This window comes from Salmonella sp. 32010601201800023SM (assembly GCF_017572235.1).
Taxonomy (GTDB): domain Bacteria; phylum Pseudomonadota; class Gammaproteobacteria; order Enterobacterales; family Enterobacteriaceae; genus Salmonella; species Salmonella enterica.
Window position 1 is genome coordinate 380,776 of record NZ_JAGEQS010000002.1, and the last position, 21,897, is coordinate 402,672.

At 52.7% G+C, this 21,897-nt stretch carries 20 protein-coding genes; 11 read left to right on the top strand and 9 right to left on the bottom strand.

Annotated features, from left to right (window positions below):
* Positions 1 to 8: 8 nt before the first annotated feature.
* A complete protein-coding gene (gene rcnR / locus J4617_RS09270; protein ID WP_000019953.1) occupies positions 9 to 281 on the top strand; it encodes a Ni(II)/Co(II)-binding transcriptional repressor RcnR in 273 nt (90 codons plus the stop codon).
* 30 nt (positions 282 to 311) lie between these two features.
* Here rcnR and J4617_RS09275 read toward each other — a convergent pair whose 3' ends face one another.
* Positions 312 to 1,541, bottom strand: coding sequence for an amino acid permease (locus J4617_RS09275; protein ID WP_017465479.1), 1,230 nt, complete (start codon positions 1,539 to 1,541; stop codon positions 312 to 314).
* Between the two features lie 141 nt (positions 1,542 to 1,682).
* The gene (locus tag J4617_RS09280) at positions 1,683 to 2,138 is read right to left on the bottom strand and encodes a multidrug/biocide efflux PACE transporter (protein WP_017465480.1); all 456 of its coding nucleotides are present in this window, start codon (positions 2,136 to 2,138) and stop codon (positions 1,683 to 1,685) included.
* A gap of 103 nt (positions 2,139 to 2,241) precedes the next feature.
* Between J4617_RS09280 and J4617_RS09285 the strand changes: the two genes are divergently transcribed.
* The 6 genes from J4617_RS09285 to J4617_RS09310 all read left to right on the top strand — a co-directional run bounded on the left by J4617_RS09285 (position 2,242) and on the right by J4617_RS09310 (position 9,082).
* On the top strand, positions 2,242 to 3,105 hold the full coding sequence (locus J4617_RS09285) for a LysR family transcriptional regulator (protein ID WP_017465481.1): 864 nt from the start codon (positions 2,242 to 2,244) through the stop codon (positions 3,103 to 3,105).
* A gap of 122 nt (positions 3,106 to 3,227) precedes the next feature.
* Positions 3,228 to 4,406, top strand: coding sequence for an acetyl-CoA C-acetyltransferase (locus J4617_RS09290; RefSeq protein ID WP_000665980.1), 1,179 nt, complete (start codon positions 3,228 to 3,230; stop codon positions 4,404 to 4,406).
* Positions 4,407 to 4,835: 429 nt separating this feature from the next.
* A complete protein-coding gene (gene kduI, locus J4617_RS09295) occupies positions 4,836 to 5,672 on the top strand; it encodes a 5-dehydro-4-deoxy-D-glucuronate isomerase (RefSeq protein ID WP_000383270.1) in 837 nt (278 codons plus the stop codon).
* A 56-nt stretch (positions 5,673 to 5,728) separates the two neighbouring features.
* Positions 5,729 to 6,490 carry a 2-dehydro-3-deoxy-D-gluconate 5-dehydrogenase KduD gene (kduD, locus tag J4617_RS09300; protein ID WP_000602491.1) on the top strand — a complete coding sequence of 254 codons (762 nt, stop codon included), beginning with the start codon at positions 5,729 to 5,731 and terminating at the stop codon, positions 6,488 to 6,490.
* A gap of 353 nt (positions 6,491 to 6,843) precedes the next feature.
* On the top strand, positions 6,844 to 8,262 hold the full coding sequence (gene araE, locus J4617_RS09305; protein WP_000253650.1) for an arabinose-proton symporter AraE: 1,419 nt from the start codon (positions 6,844 to 6,846) through the stop codon (positions 8,260 to 8,262).
* A gap of 112 nt (positions 8,263 to 8,374) precedes the next feature.
* Positions 8,375 to 9,082 (top strand): aspartate/glutamate racemase, encoded by a 708-nt coding sequence (locus tag J4617_RS09310; protein ID WP_000848631.1) that lies wholly within the window; start codon positions 8,375 to 8,377, stop codon positions 9,080 to 9,082.
* Here J4617_RS09310 and J4617_RS09315 read toward each other — a convergent pair.
* A complete protein-coding gene (locus J4617_RS09315) occupies positions 9,054 to 9,989 on the bottom strand; it encodes a LysR family transcriptional regulator (protein ID WP_017465482.1) in 936 nt (311 codons plus the stop codon). The genes J4617_RS09310 and J4617_RS09315 overlap by 29 nt on opposite strands.
* A gap of 117 nt (positions 9,990 to 10,106) precedes the next feature.
* Here J4617_RS09315 and lysA point away from each other — a divergent pair, with 117 nt between their 5' ends.
* Positions 10,107 to 11,369, top strand: coding sequence for a diaminopimelate decarboxylase (lysA, locus tag J4617_RS09320; RefSeq protein WP_017465483.1), 1,263 nt, complete (start codon positions 10,107 to 10,109; stop codon positions 11,367 to 11,369).
* 9 nt (positions 11,370 to 11,378) lie between these two features.
* Here lysA and J4617_RS09325 read toward each other — a convergent pair whose 3' ends face one another.
* Positions 11,379 to 12,401 (bottom strand): LacI family DNA-binding transcriptional regulator, encoded by a 1,023-nt coding sequence (locus J4617_RS09325; RefSeq protein ID WP_000968353.1) that lies wholly within the window; start codon positions 12,399 to 12,401, stop codon positions 11,379 to 11,381.
* Between the two features lie 10 nt (positions 12,402 to 12,411).
* Positions 12,412 to 13,440, bottom strand: a complete 1,029-nt coding sequence (gene galR / locus J4617_RS09330; RefSeq protein ID WP_017465484.1) for an HTH-type transcriptional regulator GalR — start codon at positions 13,438 to 13,440, stop codon at positions 12,412 to 12,414.
* A 592-nt stretch (positions 13,441 to 14,032) separates the two neighbouring features.
* Between galR and aas the strand changes: the two genes are divergently transcribed.
* Both aas and lplT read left to right on the top strand, forming a co-directional pair.
* Positions 14,033 to 16,192: a bifunctional acyl-ACP--phospholipid O-acyltransferase/long-chain-fatty-acid--ACP ligase gene (aas, locus tag J4617_RS09335; protein WP_000896109.1), complete on the top strand. Its 2,160-nt coding sequence runs from the start codon at positions 14,033 to 14,035 to the stop codon at positions 16,190 to 16,192.
* Complete coding sequence (lplT, locus tag J4617_RS09340) at positions 16,185 to 17,387, top strand: lysophospholipid transporter LplT (protein ID WP_000004679.1); 1,203 nt, start codon at positions 16,185 to 16,187, stop codon at positions 17,385 to 17,387. Before aas ends, lplT begins: the two co-directional genes overlap by 8 nt.
* An 86-nt stretch (positions 17,388 to 17,473) precedes the next feature.
* On the opposite strand, the gene J4617_RS09345 is transcribed toward lplT, so the two are convergent.
* From J4617_RS09345 to mutH, 4 genes are all read right to left on the bottom strand, one after another.
* On the bottom strand, positions 17,474 to 18,514 hold the full coding sequence (locus J4617_RS09345; RefSeq protein WP_000558960.1) for an NADP(H)-dependent aldo-keto reductase: 1,041 nt from the start codon (positions 18,512 to 18,514) through the stop codon (positions 17,474 to 17,476).
* A 190-nt stretch (positions 18,515 to 18,704) separates the two neighbouring features.
* Positions 18,705 to 18,923 (bottom strand): YgdI/YgdR family lipoprotein, encoded by a 219-nt coding sequence (locus J4617_RS09350; protein WP_000758662.1) that lies wholly within the window; start codon positions 18,921 to 18,923, stop codon positions 18,705 to 18,707.
* Positions 18,924 to 19,092: 169 nt separating this feature from the next.
* Positions 19,093 to 19,806, bottom strand: a complete 714-nt coding sequence (locus tag J4617_RS09355; protein ID WP_000895635.1) for a TerC family protein — start codon at positions 19,804 to 19,806, stop codon at positions 19,093 to 19,095.
* 181 nt (positions 19,807 to 19,987) lie between these two features.
* Positions 19,988 to 20,683, bottom strand: coding sequence for a DNA mismatch repair endonuclease MutH (gene mutH, locus J4617_RS09360; protein ID WP_001274930.1), 696 nt, complete (start codon positions 20,681 to 20,683; stop codon positions 19,988 to 19,990).
* A 682-nt stretch (positions 20,684 to 21,365) separates the two neighbouring features.
* Between mutH and rppH the strand changes: the two genes are divergently transcribed.
* Entirely contained in the window at positions 21,366 to 21,896 is a 531-nt protein-coding gene (gene rppH / locus J4617_RS09365; protein WP_000564481.1) for an RNA pyrophosphohydrolase, read from the top strand.
* The last annotated feature ends 1 nt before the right edge of the window (position 21,897 follow it).

The window sequence follows — 21,897 nt, forward strand, 5'->3', positions numbered from 1 at the left end:
GTGTTGTAATGTCACATACCATCCGGGACAAACAAAAGCTTAAAGCCAGAACCAGCAAGATTCAGGGGCAGGTGATAGCGCTAAAAAAAATGCTGGATGAACCGCATGAATGCGCGGCCGTGTTACAACAGATCGCGGCGATTCGCGGCGCGGTAAATGGCTTAATGCGCGAGGTGATTAAAGGGCATCTGACCGAACATATCGTTCATCAGAGTGATGAAGCCAGACGTGAAGAAGATCTGGACGTAATATTAAAGGTGCTGGATTCTTATATAAAATAGCCGGGAGTTATATCCCGGCTATCTTTTACTTTAGCCGAAAAACATCACCGATACGCAAAGTAAACCGACGACCAACGTAATGAAATTACCTACTGAACGGTAGGGTTTCAATGCCGGTATCAGGTACGTTGACAACGTGGGCATAATAAACAGAATCATCGCAATGAGCGGGCCGCTAATGGCATAAATCATAGAGATGGCATTCGGGTTAATACAGCAAATAATAAACGTAATCCCGGAAACCAGCATGATAGACAGCGCGCGATTGAACGCCCGGCTTTTTTTCACGCCAACCTGCTGTAGGGTGGTTCTTACCATTTCGGTTGCGCCCTCGATGACGCCGAAATAGGTGCCGAGGAAAGATTTCGACATGGCCACGACGGCAACGATAATACCGGAAATAGAGAGCCAGGCCGGCGCATTGGGCATCATCGAGAGCGCGGAAAGGATGGTAACGCCTTCGTTGCGCGCGTCTTCAATGTATGACGGCGGAATGGAGAGCAGGCAGCTAAAGACAAAGAACAGCACGCTCAGGCAGATAATCAGATAGGCGACCTTCATGATCTTTTTGCATTTATCCATGGCCTGATCGCCAAAATTTTCCCGTCTGTCGATGGCAAACGTCGAAATAATGGGCGTATGGCTAAAAGCAAAAACCATCACCGGAATAGAAATCCATACCTGGTGCAACGTGTGACTATCCAAAGACATCTGCCCGGTCAGTAACGAGGGTTGCCAGCTTCCGGTTAAGTAGAGCGAAAGGAACAAGAAGTAAGCGATAAGTGGAAAGACTAAAAAGCCCATTACGCGAAGAGTGGCATGTCTTCCCATTAAGAAAATCATATTCAGGATAAGTACTACGCCGAAGCTAACTGCCATCCGGATGCGAATATTTATCTGAATATGCTTCGCTAATTGTTCTGTCAGGGAATTGGTAATCGCCACAGCATAAATTAACACCACGACAAAAAACGCAATGAAATAAAGCGTGGTAATAATACTGCCGATTTTCTTGCCGTAATAATGAGTAACGGCGCCAGTAATTCCCTCACCGGCAGAAGTCTTTGAGGAAAGAATAAACTGACACAGCGCCTTATGCGGCCAGTATGTCAGAGGCCAGGCGACCAGCGCGGTAATAAATAGCACGATTGCGCCTGCCGATCCCAACTGGATGGGAAGGAAAAGAGTGCCTGCGCCTACAGCCGTTCCGTATAATGCAAAACTCCAGAGAGTCTCATCTTTTGACCAAATTTTAGACATTATTTGAATTTATCAACTATAAAACACACAAAAAGAAGAGCAATTTACCATAAATAGCGTCAGTTGGGGGCGTTTTAAGCAGATAGATGTCGTGGAGGAGGAGGGCCGGGAGCGTTGCGATCCCGGCAAAAAAGAGCAATATCATGCACTAACGCGCTGTTGGCGGCGGGTCACTATTCGTTGGCGTAAAACATCGTATGCCCAGTTGTACAGCATCGTGTACGGCAAAAAGAACAGGAAGAAACCAATTTCCAGGGTGAATGCTTGTAGCAGGCTGACATTCAGTACCCAGGCGACAATACTCACGCCAATGACAATAAACCCACTTTCAAATCCTAACGCATGGAATGCGCGCACTTTGGCGGTTCGTCTCACCTGATGCGCAGGCCACAGTCGATCAAACAGAGCGTTATAAATGATATTCCAGATCATGGCCGTCGTTGCCAGCAATATTGTCAGGCCGCCCATCTCCAGCACCGAGCGCTGCATTAGCCAGGCGGTCGTTGGCGCCAGTATTGCAGTCGCAATACCTTCAAAACAGACAGCATGGAAAATACGCTCCGGCAGCGAGCGACGTTGTATGGCGTCATGTTGCATAAACGAAAAAACCTTACTCTTAATCGAACTAAAGAAATTTCCGCTATTTTATCGTTTAATATGATACCTAAAAGATAACATCCATCGATAAAGTAGATAGGTTATGCGTTACTCACCTGAAGCGTTAATGGCATTTGTTGAGACCGTCTCTTGCGGTTCGTTTTCTGCGGCGGCGCGCCGCCTGCGTAAAAGCCAGTCCACCATTAGTACCGCCATTGCGCATCTGGAGGCGGATCTGGGATTTTCATTATTTGATCGATCATCGCGCCAGCCCGTTCTGACCGAAGAAGGAAAACGGGTGCTTAGCTACGTTCAGGCTATTTTATCGGCGAGCGACCGTCTGGATGAGGTGGCGCTGACGTTATCCGGCGAGACGGAGGCAAGGCTCACGTTCGTCCTCTCTGATACCCTGCACCCTGACAGTCTGGAAGAGTTAATGGTGCAGTTTGATCGTCAATTTCCGCATACCGAGTTTGAATGCTTGATCGGAGAAAATGATGATGTTATCGACCTGCTGCAAAAAGGGCGCGCCCAGATAGGCCTGATTGAAGCGCGTGATGACTATCCCACAAACATTGGCGCGACGCGTCTGCCTGTTCAAAGCTGGATGGGGGTTTATGTGGCGACCACGCATCCGTTGGCGTCGCAGACGAACCTGCAATGGGAGCAACTGCATACCTGGCGCGAGCTGCGTCTGAATACCTACCTTGAATCTAATGCCAACATTACGCGCGGCCCGGCCTGGTCAGCGCCAAACTATTTATTACTGTTGAGCATGGCGGTTCAGGGATTTGGCTGGTGCGTATTGCCCTGCGCGCTGGTGGAAGAGTTTGCGGCGGAAAAACCGCTGGCGCAGCTGGATGTTCCTGGCTGGCCGAGGGCGATTGCTATTGATTTGCTGTGGAACAAGAAGACGCCGCCCGGAACGGCGGGGAACTGGCTTCGCTACCATTTGCAGCAGAAATAAGCTGCGCCACCGTCAAATCAGCGTCATTTCCTTTGTGATAAAACTCACTTTTTTTAAACAATCAAGATAACTAATTTTAACAATGCTCTACTATGGCGGTGTCATTTTGCGCTGAGGTGGTAATGAAAGAGGTTGTGATAGTGGGGGCTTTACGGACACCCATCGGCTGTTTTCAGGGAACGCTGGCCCGTCATTCCGCCGTCGAGCTGGGGAGCATGGTCGTAAAAGCGTTAATTGAGCGCACCGGCGTGGACGCTAACGCTATCGATGAGGTCATCCTCGGTCAGGTGCTGACGGCTGGCGCCGGGCAGAATCCGGCGCGCCAGTCAGCCATCAAAGGAGGGCTGCCGACTACCGTTTCCGCTATTACCATTAATGACGTTTGTGGTTCCGGTTTAAAAGCGTTGCACCTGGCGACGCAGGCTATTCAGTGCGGCGAAGCGGACATTGTTATTGCGGGCGGGCAGGAGAATATGAGCCGTGCGCCGCATGTCCTCAATGACAGCCGTACCGGCGCGTTGCCTGATGCCGACAATCTGGTGGATAGTCTGGTACATGATGGCTTATGGGATGCCTTCAACGATTATCACATTGGCGTGACGGCAGAAAACCTGGCGCGGGAATATGGCATCAGCCGCGAGTTACAGGATGCTTATGCGCTCAGTTCGCAGCAAAAAGCCAGGGCCGCGATTGATACCGGACGTTTTAAAGATGAGATTGTCCCCATCGTCACGCAACGTAATGGGCAGACCGCAATTGTCGATACGGATGAACAACCGCGGGCCGACGCCAGTGCGGAGGGGTTAGCCCTGCTGCATCCGGCGTTTGATAGTTTAGGTTCGGTGACGGCGGGTAATGCCTCCTCAATCAACGATGGCGCCGCCGCGGTGATGATGATGAGCGAGGCGAAAGCCCAGGCGCTGGGGCTGCCGGTGCTGGCGCGCATCCGCGCGTTTGCCAGCGTCGGCGTCGATCCTGCGCTAATGGGGATTGCGCCGGTATATGCTACCCGGCGCTGTCTGGAGCGTGCCGGCTGGCAACTGACGGAGGTCGACCTTATCGAAGCCAACGAAGCGTTTGCCGCCCAGGCGTTGTCGGTAGGAAAAATGCTGGAATGGGATGAGCGACGGGTAAACGTTAATGGCGGCGCGATTGCGCTGGGGCATCCTATTGGCGCTTCCGGCTGTCGAATTCTGGTTTCACTGGTGCACGAAATGGTTAAACGCGACGCGCGTAAAGGCCTGGCGACGCTGTGTATCGGTGGTGGCCAGGGCGTTGCTTTAACCATTGAACGCGATTGATCCTGCGCCAGCCATCCTTTTTCTGCTTCAGTATTCCGTCATAAAAAGCCCTCTATCACGAGGGCAAAGCCAGTGACAGAACCCCCTTTTTCGTTATAGCGCAGAACGTCTTGCCGCGTCGGGCATTGCAGACGCATACCGCTTTTAATTCAATTCGCACATCAGACTCCGTTCCAAAACAAGCTCCAATTTTTATCTGAGTAACCGCATACAGCATCTGGCGCGCATGTCTGAAAATCAGACAAGTGCGTAAGTTTTAGCGCCGTTCGTGATCGCTACAGCAGTTTTAAAAATAACCAACCATATAAATGAAACGTTGTTTTATTTATTGTTGAAAACCTTTATCCAGGCGACTATGATGCCGTTAAATAAAACAAAACAGTGTTTTGATTTTATGCCATTGCGATCGATTTATCATTGGAGGGAAAAGTGGACGTAAGGCAAAGTATCCATAGCGAGCACGCTAAAACGCTGGACACCCAGGCGCTGCGACGCGAGTTTTTAATAGAAAATATTTTTGTCGCTGATGAATATACGATGGTCTACAGCCATATCGACCGTATTATTGTCGGCGGCATTATGCCCGTCAGCCATCCCGTTGAAATCGGCGGAGAGGTGGGTAAACAGCTTGGCGTTTCCCGGTTACTGGACCGCCGCGAGCTGGGCGTCATTAATATTGGCGGCGCGGGCGCCATTATCGTTGACGGGCAGCGCCATGATATTGGTCATCGTGATGCTCTGTATATTGGTAAAGGGGCGAAAGAGCTGGTCTTCGTCAGCAATGAGGCGAGCAGACCGGCGAAGTTTTATTACAACTGCGCGCCAGCGCATACCGCTTATCCGACGAAAAAAGTGTCGCCTGCCGACGTTGCGCCCGTCACCTTAGGCGATAACCTCACCAGTAACCGTCGCACCATCAATAAATACTTCGTACCGGATGTACTGGAAACCTGTCAGCTCAGTATGGGACTCACCGAACTGGCGCCCGGCAATCTATGGAACACCATGCCATGCCATACCCATGAGCGCCGTATGGAGGTGTACCTCTATTTCAATATGGAAGAGGACAGTTGCGTTTTCCATATGATGGGGCAGCCTCAGGAAACCCGTCATATTGTGATGCGTAATGAACAGGCGGTTATTTCCCCAAGCTGGTCAATACATTCCGGCGTTGGCACCAAAGCCTATACGTTTATTTGGGGCATGGTGGGAGAAAATCAGGTCTTCGATGACATGGATCACGTTGCGGTACAAGATCTGCGCTAGTCGCGACCGGTGATAACGCCTGTGCGTGGCAGGCATGACAAAAATAAGGATTAACAATGATTTTGAATGCATTTTCTCTTGAAGGTAAAGTCGCGGTTGTGACGGGGTGCGATACCGGATTGGGGCAGGGGATGGCGTTAGGGCTGGCGGAAGCGGGCTGTGACATTGTCGGTATTAACATTGTTGAACCGACGGAAACTATTGCGCGCGTCACCGCTCTGGGACGTCGTTTTTTAAGCCTGACAGCCGATCTGCGCCAAATCGATGGTATTCCGGCGCTACTGGAACGGGCGGTGGCGGAATACGGTCATATTGATATTCTGGTGAATAACGCGGGTTTGATCCGTCGTGAAGATGCGATTGATTTCACGGAAAAAGACTGGGATGACGTCATGAACCTGAACATCAAGAGCGTGTTCTTTATGTCTCAGGCGGCGGCAAAACATTTTATTGCCCAGGGCAACGGCGGCAAAATTATTAATATCGCGTCTATGCTTTCCTTCCAGGGCGGCATTCGCGTTCCGTCTTATACCGCGTCGAAAAGCGGCGTAATGGGAATAACGCGTCTGATGGCGAACGAGTGGGCGAAACACAATATCAATGTAAACGCCATCGCGCCGGGCTATATGTCCACGAATAATACCCAGCAATTGCGCGCTGATGCACAACGTAGCGCCGAAATTCTCGACCGTATTCCGGCTGGACGTTGGGGGCTACCGGGCGATTTAATGGGCCCGGTAGTCTTCCTGGCATCCAGCGCCGCTGATTATGTTAACGGCTATACCATAGCGGTAGATGGCGGTTGGCTGGCGCGTTAATCCGCTACTGACAAATGCGTTTCTGGGAAAATCGACGCTTTGGCCGAAAAAACTGATAAAGCCCTGTCCTCGTACAGGGTTTTTTTATGATCTCATTAGCATAGTCCATATTGTGAGTTTAACTTAATCCATATATTGTTAAATAATAGCTATAATCAATGATTTAAATTATTGAAATATTGGTGGTTTGAAAAAATATCTGGCAACGGCGTTAAATTTAAAAAGTGTAATATCCATCACATATCGCTATAGCGTAGCCATTTAATCCATATTTATGCCGTTTCCAGCCTGACACTTGAGGAAGAGTATCCCGTACTTTCAGGCTATGTCTTACTCTGTTGTGGCAGGAAAATATGGTCTCTATTAATCATGACTCTGCTTTAACGCCGCGTTCGCTTCGCGACACACGACGTATGAATATGTTTGTTTCGGTTTCTGCAGCGGTAGCGGGACTGTTATTTGGTCTGGATATCGGCGTTATCGCCGGGGCGCTGCCTTTTATTACCGACCATTTCGTGCTGACCAGTCGGCTGCAGGAGTGGGTCGTCAGCAGTATGATGCTTGGCGCGGCAATTGGCGCATTATTTAACGGCTGGCTTTCATTCCGGCTGGGGCGTAAGTATAGCCTGATGGCCGGCGCGATTTTGTTCGTGCTCGGCTCGCTGGGGTCGGCGTTTGCTTCCAGCGTGGAAGTATTGATTGGCGCCCGCGTGATACTGGGCGTAGCAGTAGGGATTGCCTCCTATACCGCGCCGCTTTATCTCTCTGAAATGGCAAGTGAAAATGTTCGCGGCAAAATGATCAGTATGTATCAACTGATGGTGACGTTAGGCATTGTGCTGGCTTTTTTATCCGATACGGCATTCAGCTACAGCGGCAACTGGCGCGCGATGTTGGGCGTGCTGGCGCTTCCTGCGGTGTTGCTCATTATTCTGGTGGTATTCTTGCCGAATAGTCCGCGTTGGCTGGCGCAAAAAGGTCGCCATATTGAAGCGGAAGAGGTGCTGCGTATGCTGCGCGATACCTCGGAAAAAGCCCGTGATGAACTGAATGAGATTCGGGAAAGCCTCAAACTCAAGCAGGGCGGGTGGGCATTATTTAAAGCTAACCGCAATGTTCGCCGCGCCGTGTTCCTCGGTATGCTGCTACAGGCAATGCAGCAGTTCACCGGCATGAACATCATTATGTACTATGCGCCGCGCATTTTTAAAATGGCCGGCTTTACCACCACGGAACAGCAAATGATCGCCACGCTGGTGGTCGGGCTGACCTTTATGTTCGCGACGTTTATCGCCGTCTTTACGGTCGATAAGGCCGGGCGTAAACCGGCGTTAAAAATCGGTTTCAGCGTAATGGCGTTAGGGACATTGGTGTTGGGCTACTGCCTGATGCAGTTTGATAACGGTACGGCATCAAGCGGCCTCTCCTGGCTTTCCGTTGGGATGACGATGATGTGTATCGCCGGTTACGCGATGAGCGCCGCTCCGGTGGTGTGGATACTGTGTTCGGAAATCCAGCCGCTGAAATGCCGTGATTTTGGCATTACCTGTTCAACCACGACAAACTGGGTATCGAACATGATCATCGGCGCGACATTCCTGACACTGTTGGACAGCATTGGCGCGGCAGGTACATTCTGGCTTTACACCGCGCTGAATATCGCTTTTATCGGCATCACCTTCTGGCTGATTCCGGAAACCAAAAATGTCACCCTGGAGCATATCGAACGCAAGCTAATGGCGGGCGAGAAGCTAAGAAATATTGGCGTGTAATCACCCCTCCCATGCCGGATGACGCCTGTTATCCGGCATGATGAAAAATAGACTGGAAACGGATGTGTAAGTTTGTTTCACTGCCATAATGCTTTAAAAAAAGGAGAGCGCAGTGAAAACGATCGGGCTGTTGGGGGGGATGAGCTGGGAATCGACTATCCCTTATTACCGTTTAATCAATGAAGGCATTAAACAGCAGCTGGGAGGCCTGCACTCGGCGAGCTTACTGCTGCATAGCGTAGATTTCCACGATATTGAAGTATGTCAACGCCGCGGCGAGTGGGATAAAGCGGGCGATATCCTGGCGCAGGCCGCGCAGGGGTTACAGCAGGCGGGCGCAGAAGGCATTGTGCTGTGTACCAACACCATGCATAAAATCGCGCACATTATTGAATCTCGTTGTTCTCTGCCTTTCCTGCACATCGCGGATGCTACCGGGCGAGCTATCGCCCGTCAGGGGTTGCATCGCGTGGCGCTATTAGGGACCCGCTATACGATGGAGCAGGATTTTTATCGCGGGCGGCTGGAACAGCAATTTGCGATTGAGACCATCGTGCCGGAGGCGGACGATCGGGCGCGTATCAATCAGGTGATTTTTGACGAGCTCTGTCAGGGGACATTTACTGACGCGTCGCGCCACTATTATTTACAGGTTATCGAACAACTGGCTGCGCAAGGCGCGCAGGGCGTTATTTTTGGCTGCACTGAAATAGGTTTGCTTGTTTCCCAGACGCAAAGCGCGCTACCGGTTTTCGATACCACGGCAATTCATGCCGCAGATGCCGTGAGCTTTATGCTTTCGTCATCGGCCCCAGAATAACCTCCAGCGGTTCGACCAGGCGCGAAAGGTGCGTTTGTAAATGCTTACTGAAGGCGTCAACCAGCGCGGAGGCGGGGCGGTGTAGCGGGCGAATCAGGCTGACGGTAAAGGGCACGTCAATGCTGAAGCGGCGAACGGTGACGCCGCTGGCGGCATAGTCCAGCGCGGTTAGCGGGTTAACTATCGAAACGCCCGCCCCGGCGCGCACCATCGCGCAGACGGAGGCCGCGCTATGCGTTTCCACCACCATTCTGCGCTTCACCTGATGTTCGGCAAATAACGTATCCAACAACTGTCGATAGCTGTCCAGGCGGGAGAGGCTGATAAAGTTTTCCCCCTGAAAATCGTCTGGCATCAGTACCGTTTTGGCGGCAAGCGGATGGTCGCAGGGCAGTACGCACACTTCATTTAGCGTTAGTAACTCGGTACGGGTTGTTCCTGCCGGGGCATGAAGTGTCTCCGTCAGCCCTAAGTCGTGGCGCTGGGCGGAGAGCCACTCTTCCAGCAACGGCGACTCCTGCGGCACAATATTCAGGCTGACATCCGGATAACGCGCCAGAAAAGGCGGTAGTAACGGCGGCAAAAAGGATTGTGAAAACACCGGCAGGCAGGCGATAGAGAGTTCGCCCTGACGGAACTCGCGCAGACTTTCCGCCGCGCTGACGATGCGATCCAACCCATACCAGGAGCGTTGTACCTCTTCGAACAGGCGTAGCCCTTGCACCGTCGGATGTAAGCGCCCGCGTGTGCGCTCAAACAGCGTTAATCCCAGCACTTTCTCAAAACGCGCCAGCTCGCGACTGACGGTAGGCTGCGAGGTATGCAGCAGCCGCGCCGCTTCGGTGAGATTTCCGGCGGTCATTACGGCATGAAAAATTTCAATGTGACGTAAATTAACGGCAGCCATACGTTTCCCTGAATCATTTATCCCATATCATTTTTGCATAGACTGACAATAAAACGATATTTTTTATTCTTTCTAAGGTATGGCGTAATCGTTAAAAAGCCTGTTCCGGAGTTTGTTATGTCATTGCCGCATTATTACGCTGAAACTGACCTTAACGCTGAAAATTTGCTCAGATTGCCTGCTGAATTCGGCTGTCCGGTCTGGGTCTATGACGCGCACATTATTCGCCGTCAGATAGCCGCCCTGCAGCAGTTTGACGTCGTGCGTTTTGCGCAAAAAGCCTGTTCGAACATTCATATCCTGCGCTTAATGCGCGCGCAGGGTGTCAAGGTGGATTCTGTTTCATTGGGGGAGATCGAACGTGCGCTGGCGGCGGGCTACGATCCGCAAACGTGCCCTGATGATATCGTTTTTACCGCCGATGTGATTGACGCCGCCACGCTGGCGCGCGTCAGTGAACTGCATATTCCGGTCAATGCCGGCTCGGTAGATATGCTGACGCAGCTTGGTCAGGTTTCGCCTGGGCATCGCGTCTGGTTGCGCGTGAATCCTGGCTTTGGTCACGGCCACAGCCAGAAAACCAACACCGGGGGCGAAAACAGCAAACACGGCATCTGGCATAGCGATCTTCCGGCGGCGCTGGCGGTAATGCAGAAATACCGACTGAAACTTGTCGGTATCCATATGCACATTGGTTCCGGCGTCGATTATGGCCATCTGGAGCAGGTTTGCGGCGCGATGGTACGCCAGGTGCTGGAATGTGGTCAGGATGTGGAGGCGATTTCGGCAGGCGGCGGACTCTCGATACCTTATCGTGAGGGAGAAGAGCCCGTTGATACGCGCCATTACTATGGCCTGTGGAACGCGGCGCGCGAGCAAATCGCCCGCCATCTGGGACATGCGGTCAAACTTGAGATCGAACCTGGACGTTTTCTGGTGGCGCAATCGGGCGTGCTGGTAACGCAGGTGCGTAGCGTAAAACAGATGGGAAGCCGCCATTTCGTGCTGGTAGATGCGGGTTTTAACGATCTGATGCGCCCGGCGATGTACGGTAGCTATCACCGTATTTCGGCGCTGACGGCGGATGGTCGCGCGCTTGAAAATGGCCCGTGGGTCGAGACGGTGGTCGCCGGGCCGCTATGCGAATCAGGCGATGTTTTTACGCAGCAGGAAGGGGGAATGGTTGAAACACGCGCCTTACCTGCGGTCATCCCCGGCGATTACCTCGTATTGCACGATACCGGCGCGTACGGCGCGTCTATGTCATCGAATTACAACAGCCGCCCGCTCCTGCCGGAAGTGCTGTTTGACAATGGACAGGCGCGGCTGATCCGCCGTCGTCAGACCATTGAAGAGCTGTTAGCGCTGGAGATGCTCTGAAGCGCATCATTAGGCCGGACGTTGAAAAAACGGGCCTGCGGCGACGGACTCGCGCAGAATCAGCGTGCCGGTAAAGGGTGGGATCGGGGCGACCGGCTCGCTGTTCGCCAGACGAACGGCCTGATCGATCGCGGTGGCTATCATATCCTCGATGGGTAAATAGACTGTTGAAAGCCCCGGTTCAAGCCAGGTTGCGCCCGGCGCATCGTCAAAACCAAACAGCGACACATCCTGCGGGATGCGTAATCCGGCCTGGCGCAGCGCTTTTGCCGCGCCCAGCGCCGTGTCATCATTACAGGCGAATAGCGCGCTAAACGTGACGCCTTCTTCCAGCAATTCCCGGCAGGCGTCATAGCCGCGCGTCAGCGTGTAATCGCCGTATTTCACTTTTGCCGGTTGCCAGGGAATACCATACTTTTCCAGCGCCTTGCGATAACCCGCTACGCGTGATGTGCCGGTGGGAGTATGAACAGGCAGCGTAATACAGGCGATATCGCGATGGCCCTGCGTAATCAGATATTCCACCGCCTGGAATGCCGCCGTCTCCTGCTCGAAGAAAATAGCGCGATCGCGGGCCTGAGTGACGTTGCGATTAATAATCACCAGCGGCATTTCCGTGGCGTCAATCAACGACAAAATCGCCGGCTCATCCATATAGCGAGTGTAAAGAATAATAGCGTCGCACTGTCTGTCGGCCAACATTTGTACGGCTTTCTGCTCTCGTTCCGGCGTATCGTGACCATCGGTGACGATCAACTGCTTGTTATGAAACTCCGCCTGGCGCGACGCCCGGCGCAACAAACTGCCAAAATAGAAGCCGTCAAACGTAGAGACGACCAGACCGATGCTGTTGCTGGTGCGATTCGCCAGCGAGCGTGCCAGCAGGTTGGGGCGATAGCCCAGAGCCTGCATCGCCGTAAACACTTTCTGGCGCGTGCTTTCTTTTACCTGCCCCGTCCCATTCAGCACTCGTGAGACGGTGGCCTTTGATACGCCCGCATGGCGGGAAACATCCAGCATTGTCGCCATCATGCTACCCTGATTAATCGGTTGTCGACAGGTGCCTGGTATCCGTCGGCGTGGATACCGAATGTCGGCGTACCAGTGTCGGACTAAATACATGAGTTACTTCTGGCGTAGGGCATTTCCCTGCCAGCGCTAAGGCCAGCTCCGCCGCCTGTGTCGCCATGGTGACGATCGGATACCGAATGGTGGTCAGTCGGGGGCGCACATAGCGTGAGACCAGTACATCATCAAAACCGATGAGCGATACTTCGCCCGGCACCCCCACGCCATTATCATTTAATACTCCCATCGCGCCGGCCGCCATCGAGTCGTTATAGCAGGCCACCGCGGTAAAATTTCTGCCGCGACCTAATAACTCAGTCATCGCCTGCTCGCCGCCGCTTTCATCCGGTTCGCCGAACGTCACCAGCCGATCGTTAGCCGGGATATGGCTTTCCGCCAGCGCATCGTAATAGCCCCTCAGGCGATCTTCGGCATCAGAGATGGTGTGGTTGGAACAGATATACCCAATACGCGTATGACCTTGCTGGATCAGATGTCGGGTCGCCAGCCATGCCCCGTAACGGTCATCCAGCGCGACACAGCGGTGTTCTAACCCCGGTAAAATGCGGTTAATCAGCACCATGCCGGGGATTTGCTTCATTAATGAGGCCAGGTCCGCATCCGGAATCATTTTGGCGTGTACCACTAACGCTGCGCAACGATGACGAATCAACTGTTCAATAGCCTGACGCTCTTTTTGTTCGTTATGATACCCGTTGCCAATCAGTAAAAAATTGCCGGTGTGATACGCCACCTGTTCAACGGCTTTCACCATCGCGCCGAAAAAAGGATCGGAAACGTCGCCGACCACCAGACCGAGGGTTTCCGTTGCCTGCTGTGCCAGCGCGCGCGCGTTGGCGTTAGGGTGATAGCTCAGGGACTCCATTGCGCTGGTCACCGCCAGCCGGGACGCTTCGCTGGCTTTTGGCGAATCGTTAATAACGCGAGAAACGGTGGCGACTGAAACACCGGCCAGTCGGGCTACATCTTTTATGGTCGCCATGATAATACCTATAGTGGGTAAACGCTTACATTACGCCAGTTTTACGGAAAATGAACGTCTGTTCAAGCCTCTTGCCCCGCCGTATCGGGCAAATGTGACCTGCACGGGAGAAATGCGTCTGTAAAGTGACAATACAAATCTTTCGTTACAGTTTGCGAAGCGCTGTTGCGATTGTCTGCTGGCAGGCCAGCGAGTCAGGTTGATAGAGTGGTGATCCCAGAGGTATTGATAGGTGGAATCAACGTCATTGTTGATCACACGAATTACACCAACCTGCGTAGAGATGCGCAGGTTTTTTTTTGTTTCGCCTGAACCTGTAACAGTAACGGATAATTTACACAACTCGTTGCATTTCCGTTTATTCCTTTGCGTTTTCGGACTGGCGATGCAGACGCGCGAAGCCCACAATCAAGATCCCAGAGGTATTGATTGGTGAGATTATTCGGTACGCTCTTCGTACCTGTCTCTTGCACCAACCTGCGCGGATGCGCAGGTTTTTTTTCGAACCTATTTTGCTATCGCTCCTGTTACGCAACTCGTGTAATCTGCCACAATTCATGTTTTAGCGAATTGTCGGCCAAAGGGAGTTGAAATGCTGTTTGGATTTTTCCGTAACCTGTTTCGCGTGCTTTATCGTGTGCGCGTCACTGGCGATGTCCGGGCGCTACAGGGGAACCGGGTCTTAATTACCCCCAATCACGTTTCATTTATCGATGGTATGTTACTGGCGCTGTTTTTGCCGGTACGGCCTGTCTTTGCGGTATATACCTCCATCAGCCAGCAATGGTATATGCGCTGGTTAACGCCGCTGATCGATTTTGTGCCGCTCGACCCCACTAAACCCATGTCCATTAAACACCTGGTGCGTCTGGTGGAACAGGGGCGTCCAGTGGTGATTTTCCCGGAAGGGCGGATTTCCGTGACCGGCTCGCTGATGAAAATTTATGACGGCGCAGGCTTTGTGGCGGCAAAATCGGGCGCAACCGTCATTCCGCTCCGCATTGACGGCGCGGAGCTTACCCCTTTCAGTCGCCTGAAAGGTCTGGTTAAACGGCGCTTATTCCCCCGCATTCAGCTTCATATTTTACCGTCGACGCAAATACCGATGCCGGAAGCGCCGCGCGCGCGCGACAGACGTAAGATAGCGGGTGAGATGCTGCACCAGATCATGATGGAAGCGCGTATGGCGGTGCGCCCGCGCGAGACGTTATACGAATCGTTGCTGGCGGCGCAATATCGTTACGGCGCGGGTAAAAACTGTATTGAGGACATTAACTTTACGCCGGATACGTATCGTAAGTTACTGACCAAGACGCTTTTTGTTGGCCGGATTCTGGAAAAGTACAGCGTTGAGGGCGAGAAAATCGGTTTAATGCTGCCGAATGCCGCCATCAGCGCGGCGGTGATTTTCGGCGCGGTTTCTCGTCGCCGCATTCCGGCCATGATGAACTACACGGCGGGGGTAAAAGGGCTGACCAGCGCGATTACCGCGGCGGAAATTAAAACGATTTTTACCTCCCGCCAGTTCCTCGATAAAGGTAAATTGTGGCACCTGCCGGAACAGCTAACGCAGGTTCGCTGGGTTTACCTGGAAGATTTAAAAGCGGACGTCACACCCGCCGACAAGCTGTGGATTTTTGCCCACCTCCTGGCGCCGCGACTGGCGCAGGTAAAACAGCAGCCGGAAGACGCGGCGATCATTCTTTTTACCTCCGGCTCGGAAGGGCACCCGAAAGGGGTGGTGCACAGCCATAAAAGCATTCTGGCGAACGTCGAGCAGATAAAAACGATTGCGGATTTCACCGCCAATGACCGTTTTATGTCGGCGCTGCCGCTCTTTCACTCGTTCGGTTTGACGGTGGGCCTGTTTACGCCGTTGTTGACCGGCGCGGAAGTATTTCTTTATCCAAGTCCGCTGCACTATCGCATTGTGCCGGAACTGGTCTATGACCGTAACTGTACCGTGCTGTTTGGTACGTCAACCTTCCTCGGCAACTATGCGCGCTTTGCCAATCCGTATGATTTTTATCGCCTGCGCTATGTGGTGGCCGGTGCGGAAAAACTTCAGGAGAGCACCAAACAACTGTGGCAGGATAAATTCGGTCTGCGCATTCTTGAGGGCTACGGGGTAACGGAATGCGCGCCAGTAGTCTCGATTAACGTGCCGATGGCGGCTAAGCCTGGCACTGTTGGCCGCATTCTGCCTGGCATGGACGCGCGTCTGCTGGCGGTGCCCGGTATTGAAAACGGCGGTCGGCTACAGCTGAAAGGGCCGAATATCATGAATGGCTATCTGCGCGTGGAAAAACCGGGCGTGCTGGAGGTGCCGTCGGCGGAAAACTCCAGAGGCGAAACTGAGCGCGGCTGGTACGACACGGGCGACATTGTACGCTTCGATGAAAATGGTTTTGTGCAGATTCAGGGGCGCGCGAAACGCTTTGCGAAAATTGCTGGCGAAATGGTCTCGCTGGAGATGGTCGAGCAACTGGCGCTTGGCGTTTCGGCGGACAAAATGCACGCTACCGCCATTAAAAGCGATGCCAGCAAAGGTGAAGCGCTGGTACTGTTTACGACTGACAGCGAACTCACCCGAGAAAAGTTACAGCACTATGCTCGTGAACACGGTATTCCGGAACTTGCCGTCCCGCGTGATATCCGTTATCTGAAGCAGCTTCCCTTGCTTGGCAGCGGGAAACCCGATTTTGTGACGCTGAAAAGTTGGGTGGATGCGCCGGAACAACATCATGAGTGAGTCAGTACGTACTAACACCTCCATCTGGTCGAAAGGGATGCTGTCGGTGATTGTCGCGCAGTTTCTCTCGGCTTTTGGCGATAATGCGCTGCTGTTCGCGACGCTGGCACTGCTGAAAGCTCAGTTTTACCCGGACTGGAGCCAGCCTGTTTTGCAAATGGTGTTTGTGGGCGCTTACATTCTTTTTGCGCCGTTTGTCGGCCAGATAGCGGACAGCTTTGCCAAAGGCCGGGTGATGATGGTCGCCAATGGTCTTAAACTGGCGGGAGCGGCAGGTATCTGCCTCGGCATAAATCCTTTTGTCGGTTATACGTTGGTCGGGATTGGCGCGGCGGCTTATTCTCCGGCGAAATACGGTATTCTGGGCGAACTGACGACGGGCGATAAGCTGGTGAAAGCCAATGGCCTGATGGAAGCCTCTACGATTGCGGCGATTTTGCTCGGTTCCGTCGCGGGCGGCGTATTGGCCGACTGGCATGTCATCGCTGCGCTGGTTGCCTGCGCGTTGGCCTACGCTGGCGCAGTGGCGGCGAACCTGTTTATCCCGAAGCTTGTGGCGGCGCGTCCAGGACAATCCTGGCGGTTGTCGGCGATGACGCGTAGTTTCTTCAGCGCTTGCGTTGTCCTTTGGCGTAACGGTGAAACGCGTTTTTCGCTGGTGGGGACCGGGCTATTCTGGGGCGCAGGCGTGACGCTGCGTTTTCTGCTGGTGCTGTGGGTGCCGGTGGCGCTGGGGATTACGGATAACGCCACGCCGACTTACCTGAACGCCATGGTGGCGGTAGGCATTGTGGTCGGCGCGGGCGCGGCGGCAAAACTGGTGACGCTGGAGACCGTATCGCGCTGTATGCCCGCCGGGATTTTGATTGGCGTTGTGGTTGCGATCTTCTCATTACAGCACGCATTGCTGCCTGCTTATGCCTTGTTGCTGTTGATAGGTATGCTGGGCGGCTTTTTTGTGGTGCCGCTCAACGCTTTGCTCCAGGAGCGCGGTAAGAAGAGCGTTGGCGCCGGGAATGCCATTGCCGTACAAAATCTGGGCGAGAATAGCGCCATGCTATTAATGCTGGGACTGTACTCGCTGGCGGTGCTGGTTGGCGTTCCGGCAGTGGCGATAGGTATCGGCTTTGGCGTGCTGTTCGCGCTGGCGATCGCGGCGCTGTGGATCTGGCAGCGCCGGCAGGCATCATACTGAGTGAATATGCCGGGCGGCGAGTGCGTGTTATCGGGCTTACATTGTCTCTGTAAGCCCGGAAGCGTAGCGCCACCGGGCACTGACCATCACGGCGCCGGATAGGTATAAACCTGATGCGCCGCCTCAATCTCCGCCAGAACCTCTTCGCTTAACGTCAGATGCAGACTTTCCACATTCGTCTTGAGCTGCGCCATCGTGGTTGCGCCCAGTAACGTACTGGCGACAAACGGCTGGCGGCGAACAAAGGCCAGCGCCATCTGCGCCGGATCAAGATTGTGACGCTTCGCGATATCGACGTAGGCGGCAACGGCTTTTTGCGCCTGTTCGCCGCTGTAACGTGTGAAGCGGCTGAACAAGGTATTCCGCGCGCCTGCGGGTTTGGCCCCGTTCAGGTATTTACCGGTTAATGTGCCAAACGCCAGACAGGAGTAGGCGAGCAATTCAACACCTTCATACTGGCTGACTTCCGCCAGCCCGACCTCGTAGCTGCGGTTTAACAGGCTATAGGGGTTCTGGATCGTGACAATACGCGGCAGGTCATGTTTTTCCGCCAGATGCAGATAGCGCATAACGCCAAACGCTGTCTCATTTGAAACGCCAATATAACGAATCTTACCCGCTCGCTGAAACTCACTTAGCGCGTCTAGCGTCTCCAGTAGACTTACTACTGGCGTGGAGTCCGTCCAGTTATAGCCGAGTTTACCGAAGCAGTTAGTGGGGCGCTGCGGCCAGTGCACCTGATACAAATCCAGATAGTCGGTCTGCAATCGGGTCAAACTGTCGTGTAGCGCTTCGCGAATATTTTTACGATCCAGCGCCTGATGAGGCCGGATGCCTTGATCATTATTACGTGCCGGTCCGCTAACTTTGCTGGCGATGATCAGTTTTTCACGGTTGCCGCGTTTGGCGAGCCAGTTACCGATATAGGACTCCGTCAGCCCTTGTGTTTCCGGGCGCGGCGGTACCGGATACATCTCGGCGGCATCGATAAGGTTAATGCCATTTGCGATGGCATAGTCGAGCTGTGCGTGAGCGTCGGCTTCGCTGTTTTGTTCACCAAATGTCATTGTGCCCAGCCCTAGCGTACTTACTTCGAGCGAGCTGTGGGGTATACGGTGATAGTGCATAGCCGTTTCCTTTTTATTATGAAGTCAGAAATTCCCGACAAAGGACAATAAAAATGGCAGAGGGAAGGCAAAAGGGAAAGTAAAATTGCAGGCTGCGCGGCGTAATTGTTACCGGGCGTGGTCGCCACGCACCGTTACGGGACGCAGCCTGAAGGCTTGCAGAACGCTGACCTCGATCACAGGCCACCGCTTAACGTTCGATGATTTGAGACACTTCGTCACGGTTGATTTGCATCTCGTTTCCCTGTGCATCGGTATAGCTGACCAGACCGGTATCATCGTCAACTTGCGGTTTTCCATCGGTCAGGATCATACGACCATCTTTCGTCGCCATTACATAATCGCTGCTGCATCCGGATACCGCAAAAGCCAACCCTACTGCGGAAATTACAACTGCCCACTTTTTCATCCGTTTGTCCTCACATAGCCTGCATCTGATAATAGTCTGTTAATCATATGTCTGATAATAGTCTAGTAATAACGCGCAGCTCTGCATGTCGGAAGCAGCAAAATCTTAATCTGTGAGAAGAAAGGAAATAAAGTGAGTATTCGCTCCCCGGCGGGGGAGCGAGACAGGATTACAGCGGATTCTTTTTATTACGCAACAGGTTCAGGCTCTCTACTGCGATAGAGAAGAACATGGCGAAATAGATATACCCTTTCGGAACGTGAACGTCGAAACTTTCCAGAATCAGGGTAAAGCCAACCAGGATCAGAAAGGAGAGCGCCAGCATTTTTACCGACGGATGACGATCGACAAACTCGCCGATGGGCCGTGCCGCAAACATCATGACGCCCACGGCAATAACGACTGCCGCCATCATAATAAACAGATGATCGGAGAGGCCAACCGCTGTGATAACTGAATCAAGGCTGAAAATAATATCCAGCAGCATAATCTGCACTATTGCGCCCAGGAAAGAAGAAACCCGGGTTTTTAACCCTTCTTCTTCGCCTTCGATGGACTCATGGATCTCCTTGCTGGCTTTCCAGATTAAAAATAACCCGCCCAGTAACAGAATGAGATCGCGGGCGGAAATCGCTTCGCCGAAAAGCTCAAACAGCGGATTAGTCAGCCGAGTGACCCAGGCGATTGACGCCAGCAGCGCCAGGCGCATAACCATCGCCGCCGCCAACCCAAGCCGCCGTGCGTGGTTTCGTTGCGCCGTAGGAAGTTTTGCTACCACCAGAGAAAGAAAAATAATGTTGTCGATCCCAAGTACAATCTCCAGCAGCGTCAGCGTACCGAGCGCCAGCCAGGCATTAGGATCGGTTATCCATGCAAATAACATCGAACAAAGTCCTGCCAAAAAAAGAAGCGGTAATTATAGGCCCGTCGAGTGACGGGCGAAAGCCCAGGCTGAATTTGCGCAACCAGGAACGGTGTAAAATAGCGGCGACAATACGCTTACGTTTATCGAGCGTCGGTCCGACGCGTAGCCATAGCGGAGGCGCATTTGCGTGTAATGGACGTTACGGATTTTGCAATAAAAAATGGCGAGCCAGCAGCGCCTGCGTAAAATTTTTTTTCAGATAAAATCCACGCGGTAGCGTCAAAATAGGTTCCCCGCGCGCGCCGATAGCCTCGGTGAGCGCCCTGGCATTGGCGGCTTTGGGTCGCAGTTGCAAGACTTCGCCATGACGGGCGGTAATGCGTTCCACCTGGCCCAGCACTATCATGTCCATCAGCTCTTCCCAGTCGAGGCGTAGCTGCCTGTCCTCTTCTTCACTCGGACTCCAGAGTAGCGGCGAACCTACGCGGCGTTCGGCTAACGGTATGCTGCGATCGCCTTCGACCGGCACCCATAGCACGCGCTTCAATTTATGCCGTACGTGACTTGTCTCCCAGGTCACGCCGCTGTTACCGGTTAACGGCGCCACGCAGACAAAGGTTGTTTCCAGAGGACGACCCAGACTATCCACCGGGATGGTTTTCAGTTCTACGCCTAATGCGGCGAAATCCTGCTCCGGCTTGCTCCCGGCGCTGGCGCCGAGCCAGATCTCCAGCAAGACGCCGATCCAGCCTTTGTCTCGCTTCAAATCTTTAGGCGTGGTAATGCCGGCCATCGCCGCCAGCTCGCCTAACGTATAGCCGGAAAGCTGCCGCGCCTGGGCTAACAGCAATGCTTCCGAAGCAGGCGGAGTCAGTAGCGGACAAAGAGCGGACATGACAATTACCTTAGGTCAAAAAATGAGCAGTGATTTTATACCGTATGGGCAGAGTTTATCTTTTTCTGTGTCTTATATTCAATAGACTGATTTTTATTGCCTTTTTTGTGTTGTTTCTTCGTGTTGCGCAACGCTGAAGCGGGTTTTCCAATTCTGGTCACTGACAATAAACAGGATCTTACACTATGTTATCCACAGAAAGTTGGGATAACTGTGTAAAACCACCACTACTGTTTCCATTTACAGCCTTGACGTGCGACGAAAATCGAAAATTCAGACAAATAGTGCGTAAGTTATTGGCACAATCTGTGGATAAAACCGACGCTGGTTGATCTTTCATCAGCATAAGGATCTTAGATGTGATGCTTGTCACGCTTTATGAAGGTGGCATGTAAGATTTGTCTATAACACAATGAATATAAGGCACTATTTTTACTGTTTTCAGTATGAGGAATTCAGACTGTTCTGGGTTTTCCCGTGGTAATTCCATACTTCTTCACAACTATATCCACAGAAAAGGTGAATAAAATGGCGCAAGGGCGTCATCATCTGTTTATAACTCGGCTATTTACTGTGAGTTATTCAATTGTTATTAGGCTGTGTCACTATTACAGAGTGGTTTACCGCCTCACTGGAGTATGAAACAATCGTTCATATATAAGGTTTATGTTGAGGTAGTCCGGTGATTGATGACGATGGCTACCGCCCAAATGTAGGTATCGTAATTTGTAATCGTCAGGGGCAGGTGATGTGGGCCCGGCGATTTGGTCAGCACTCCTGGCAGTTCCCGCAGGGCGGGATAAATCCAGGGGAGTCGGCAGAACAGGCGATGTACCGGGAACTGTTTGAAGAAGTTGGGTTAAGCCGTAAAGATGTGCGGATCCTTGCTTCTACTCGCAACTGGTTGCGTTACAAGTTACCAAAACGTTTGGTGCGTTGGGACACAAAGCCGGTATGTATCGGCCAGAAACAAAAGTGGTTTCTTTTGCAGTTAATGAGCGCCGACGCCGAAATCAATATGCAAACCAGCAGTACGCCGGAGTTTGACGGCTGGCGCTGGGTAAGTTACTGGTATCCGGTTCGACAAGTGGTGTCATTTAAACGCGATGTCTACCGCAGGGTAATGAAAGAGTTTGCAAGTGTTGTCATGGCGCTTCAGGATAATCCCCCTAAGCTACAAAGCGCGCCTGCTTATCGACGTAAAAGAGGTTAAG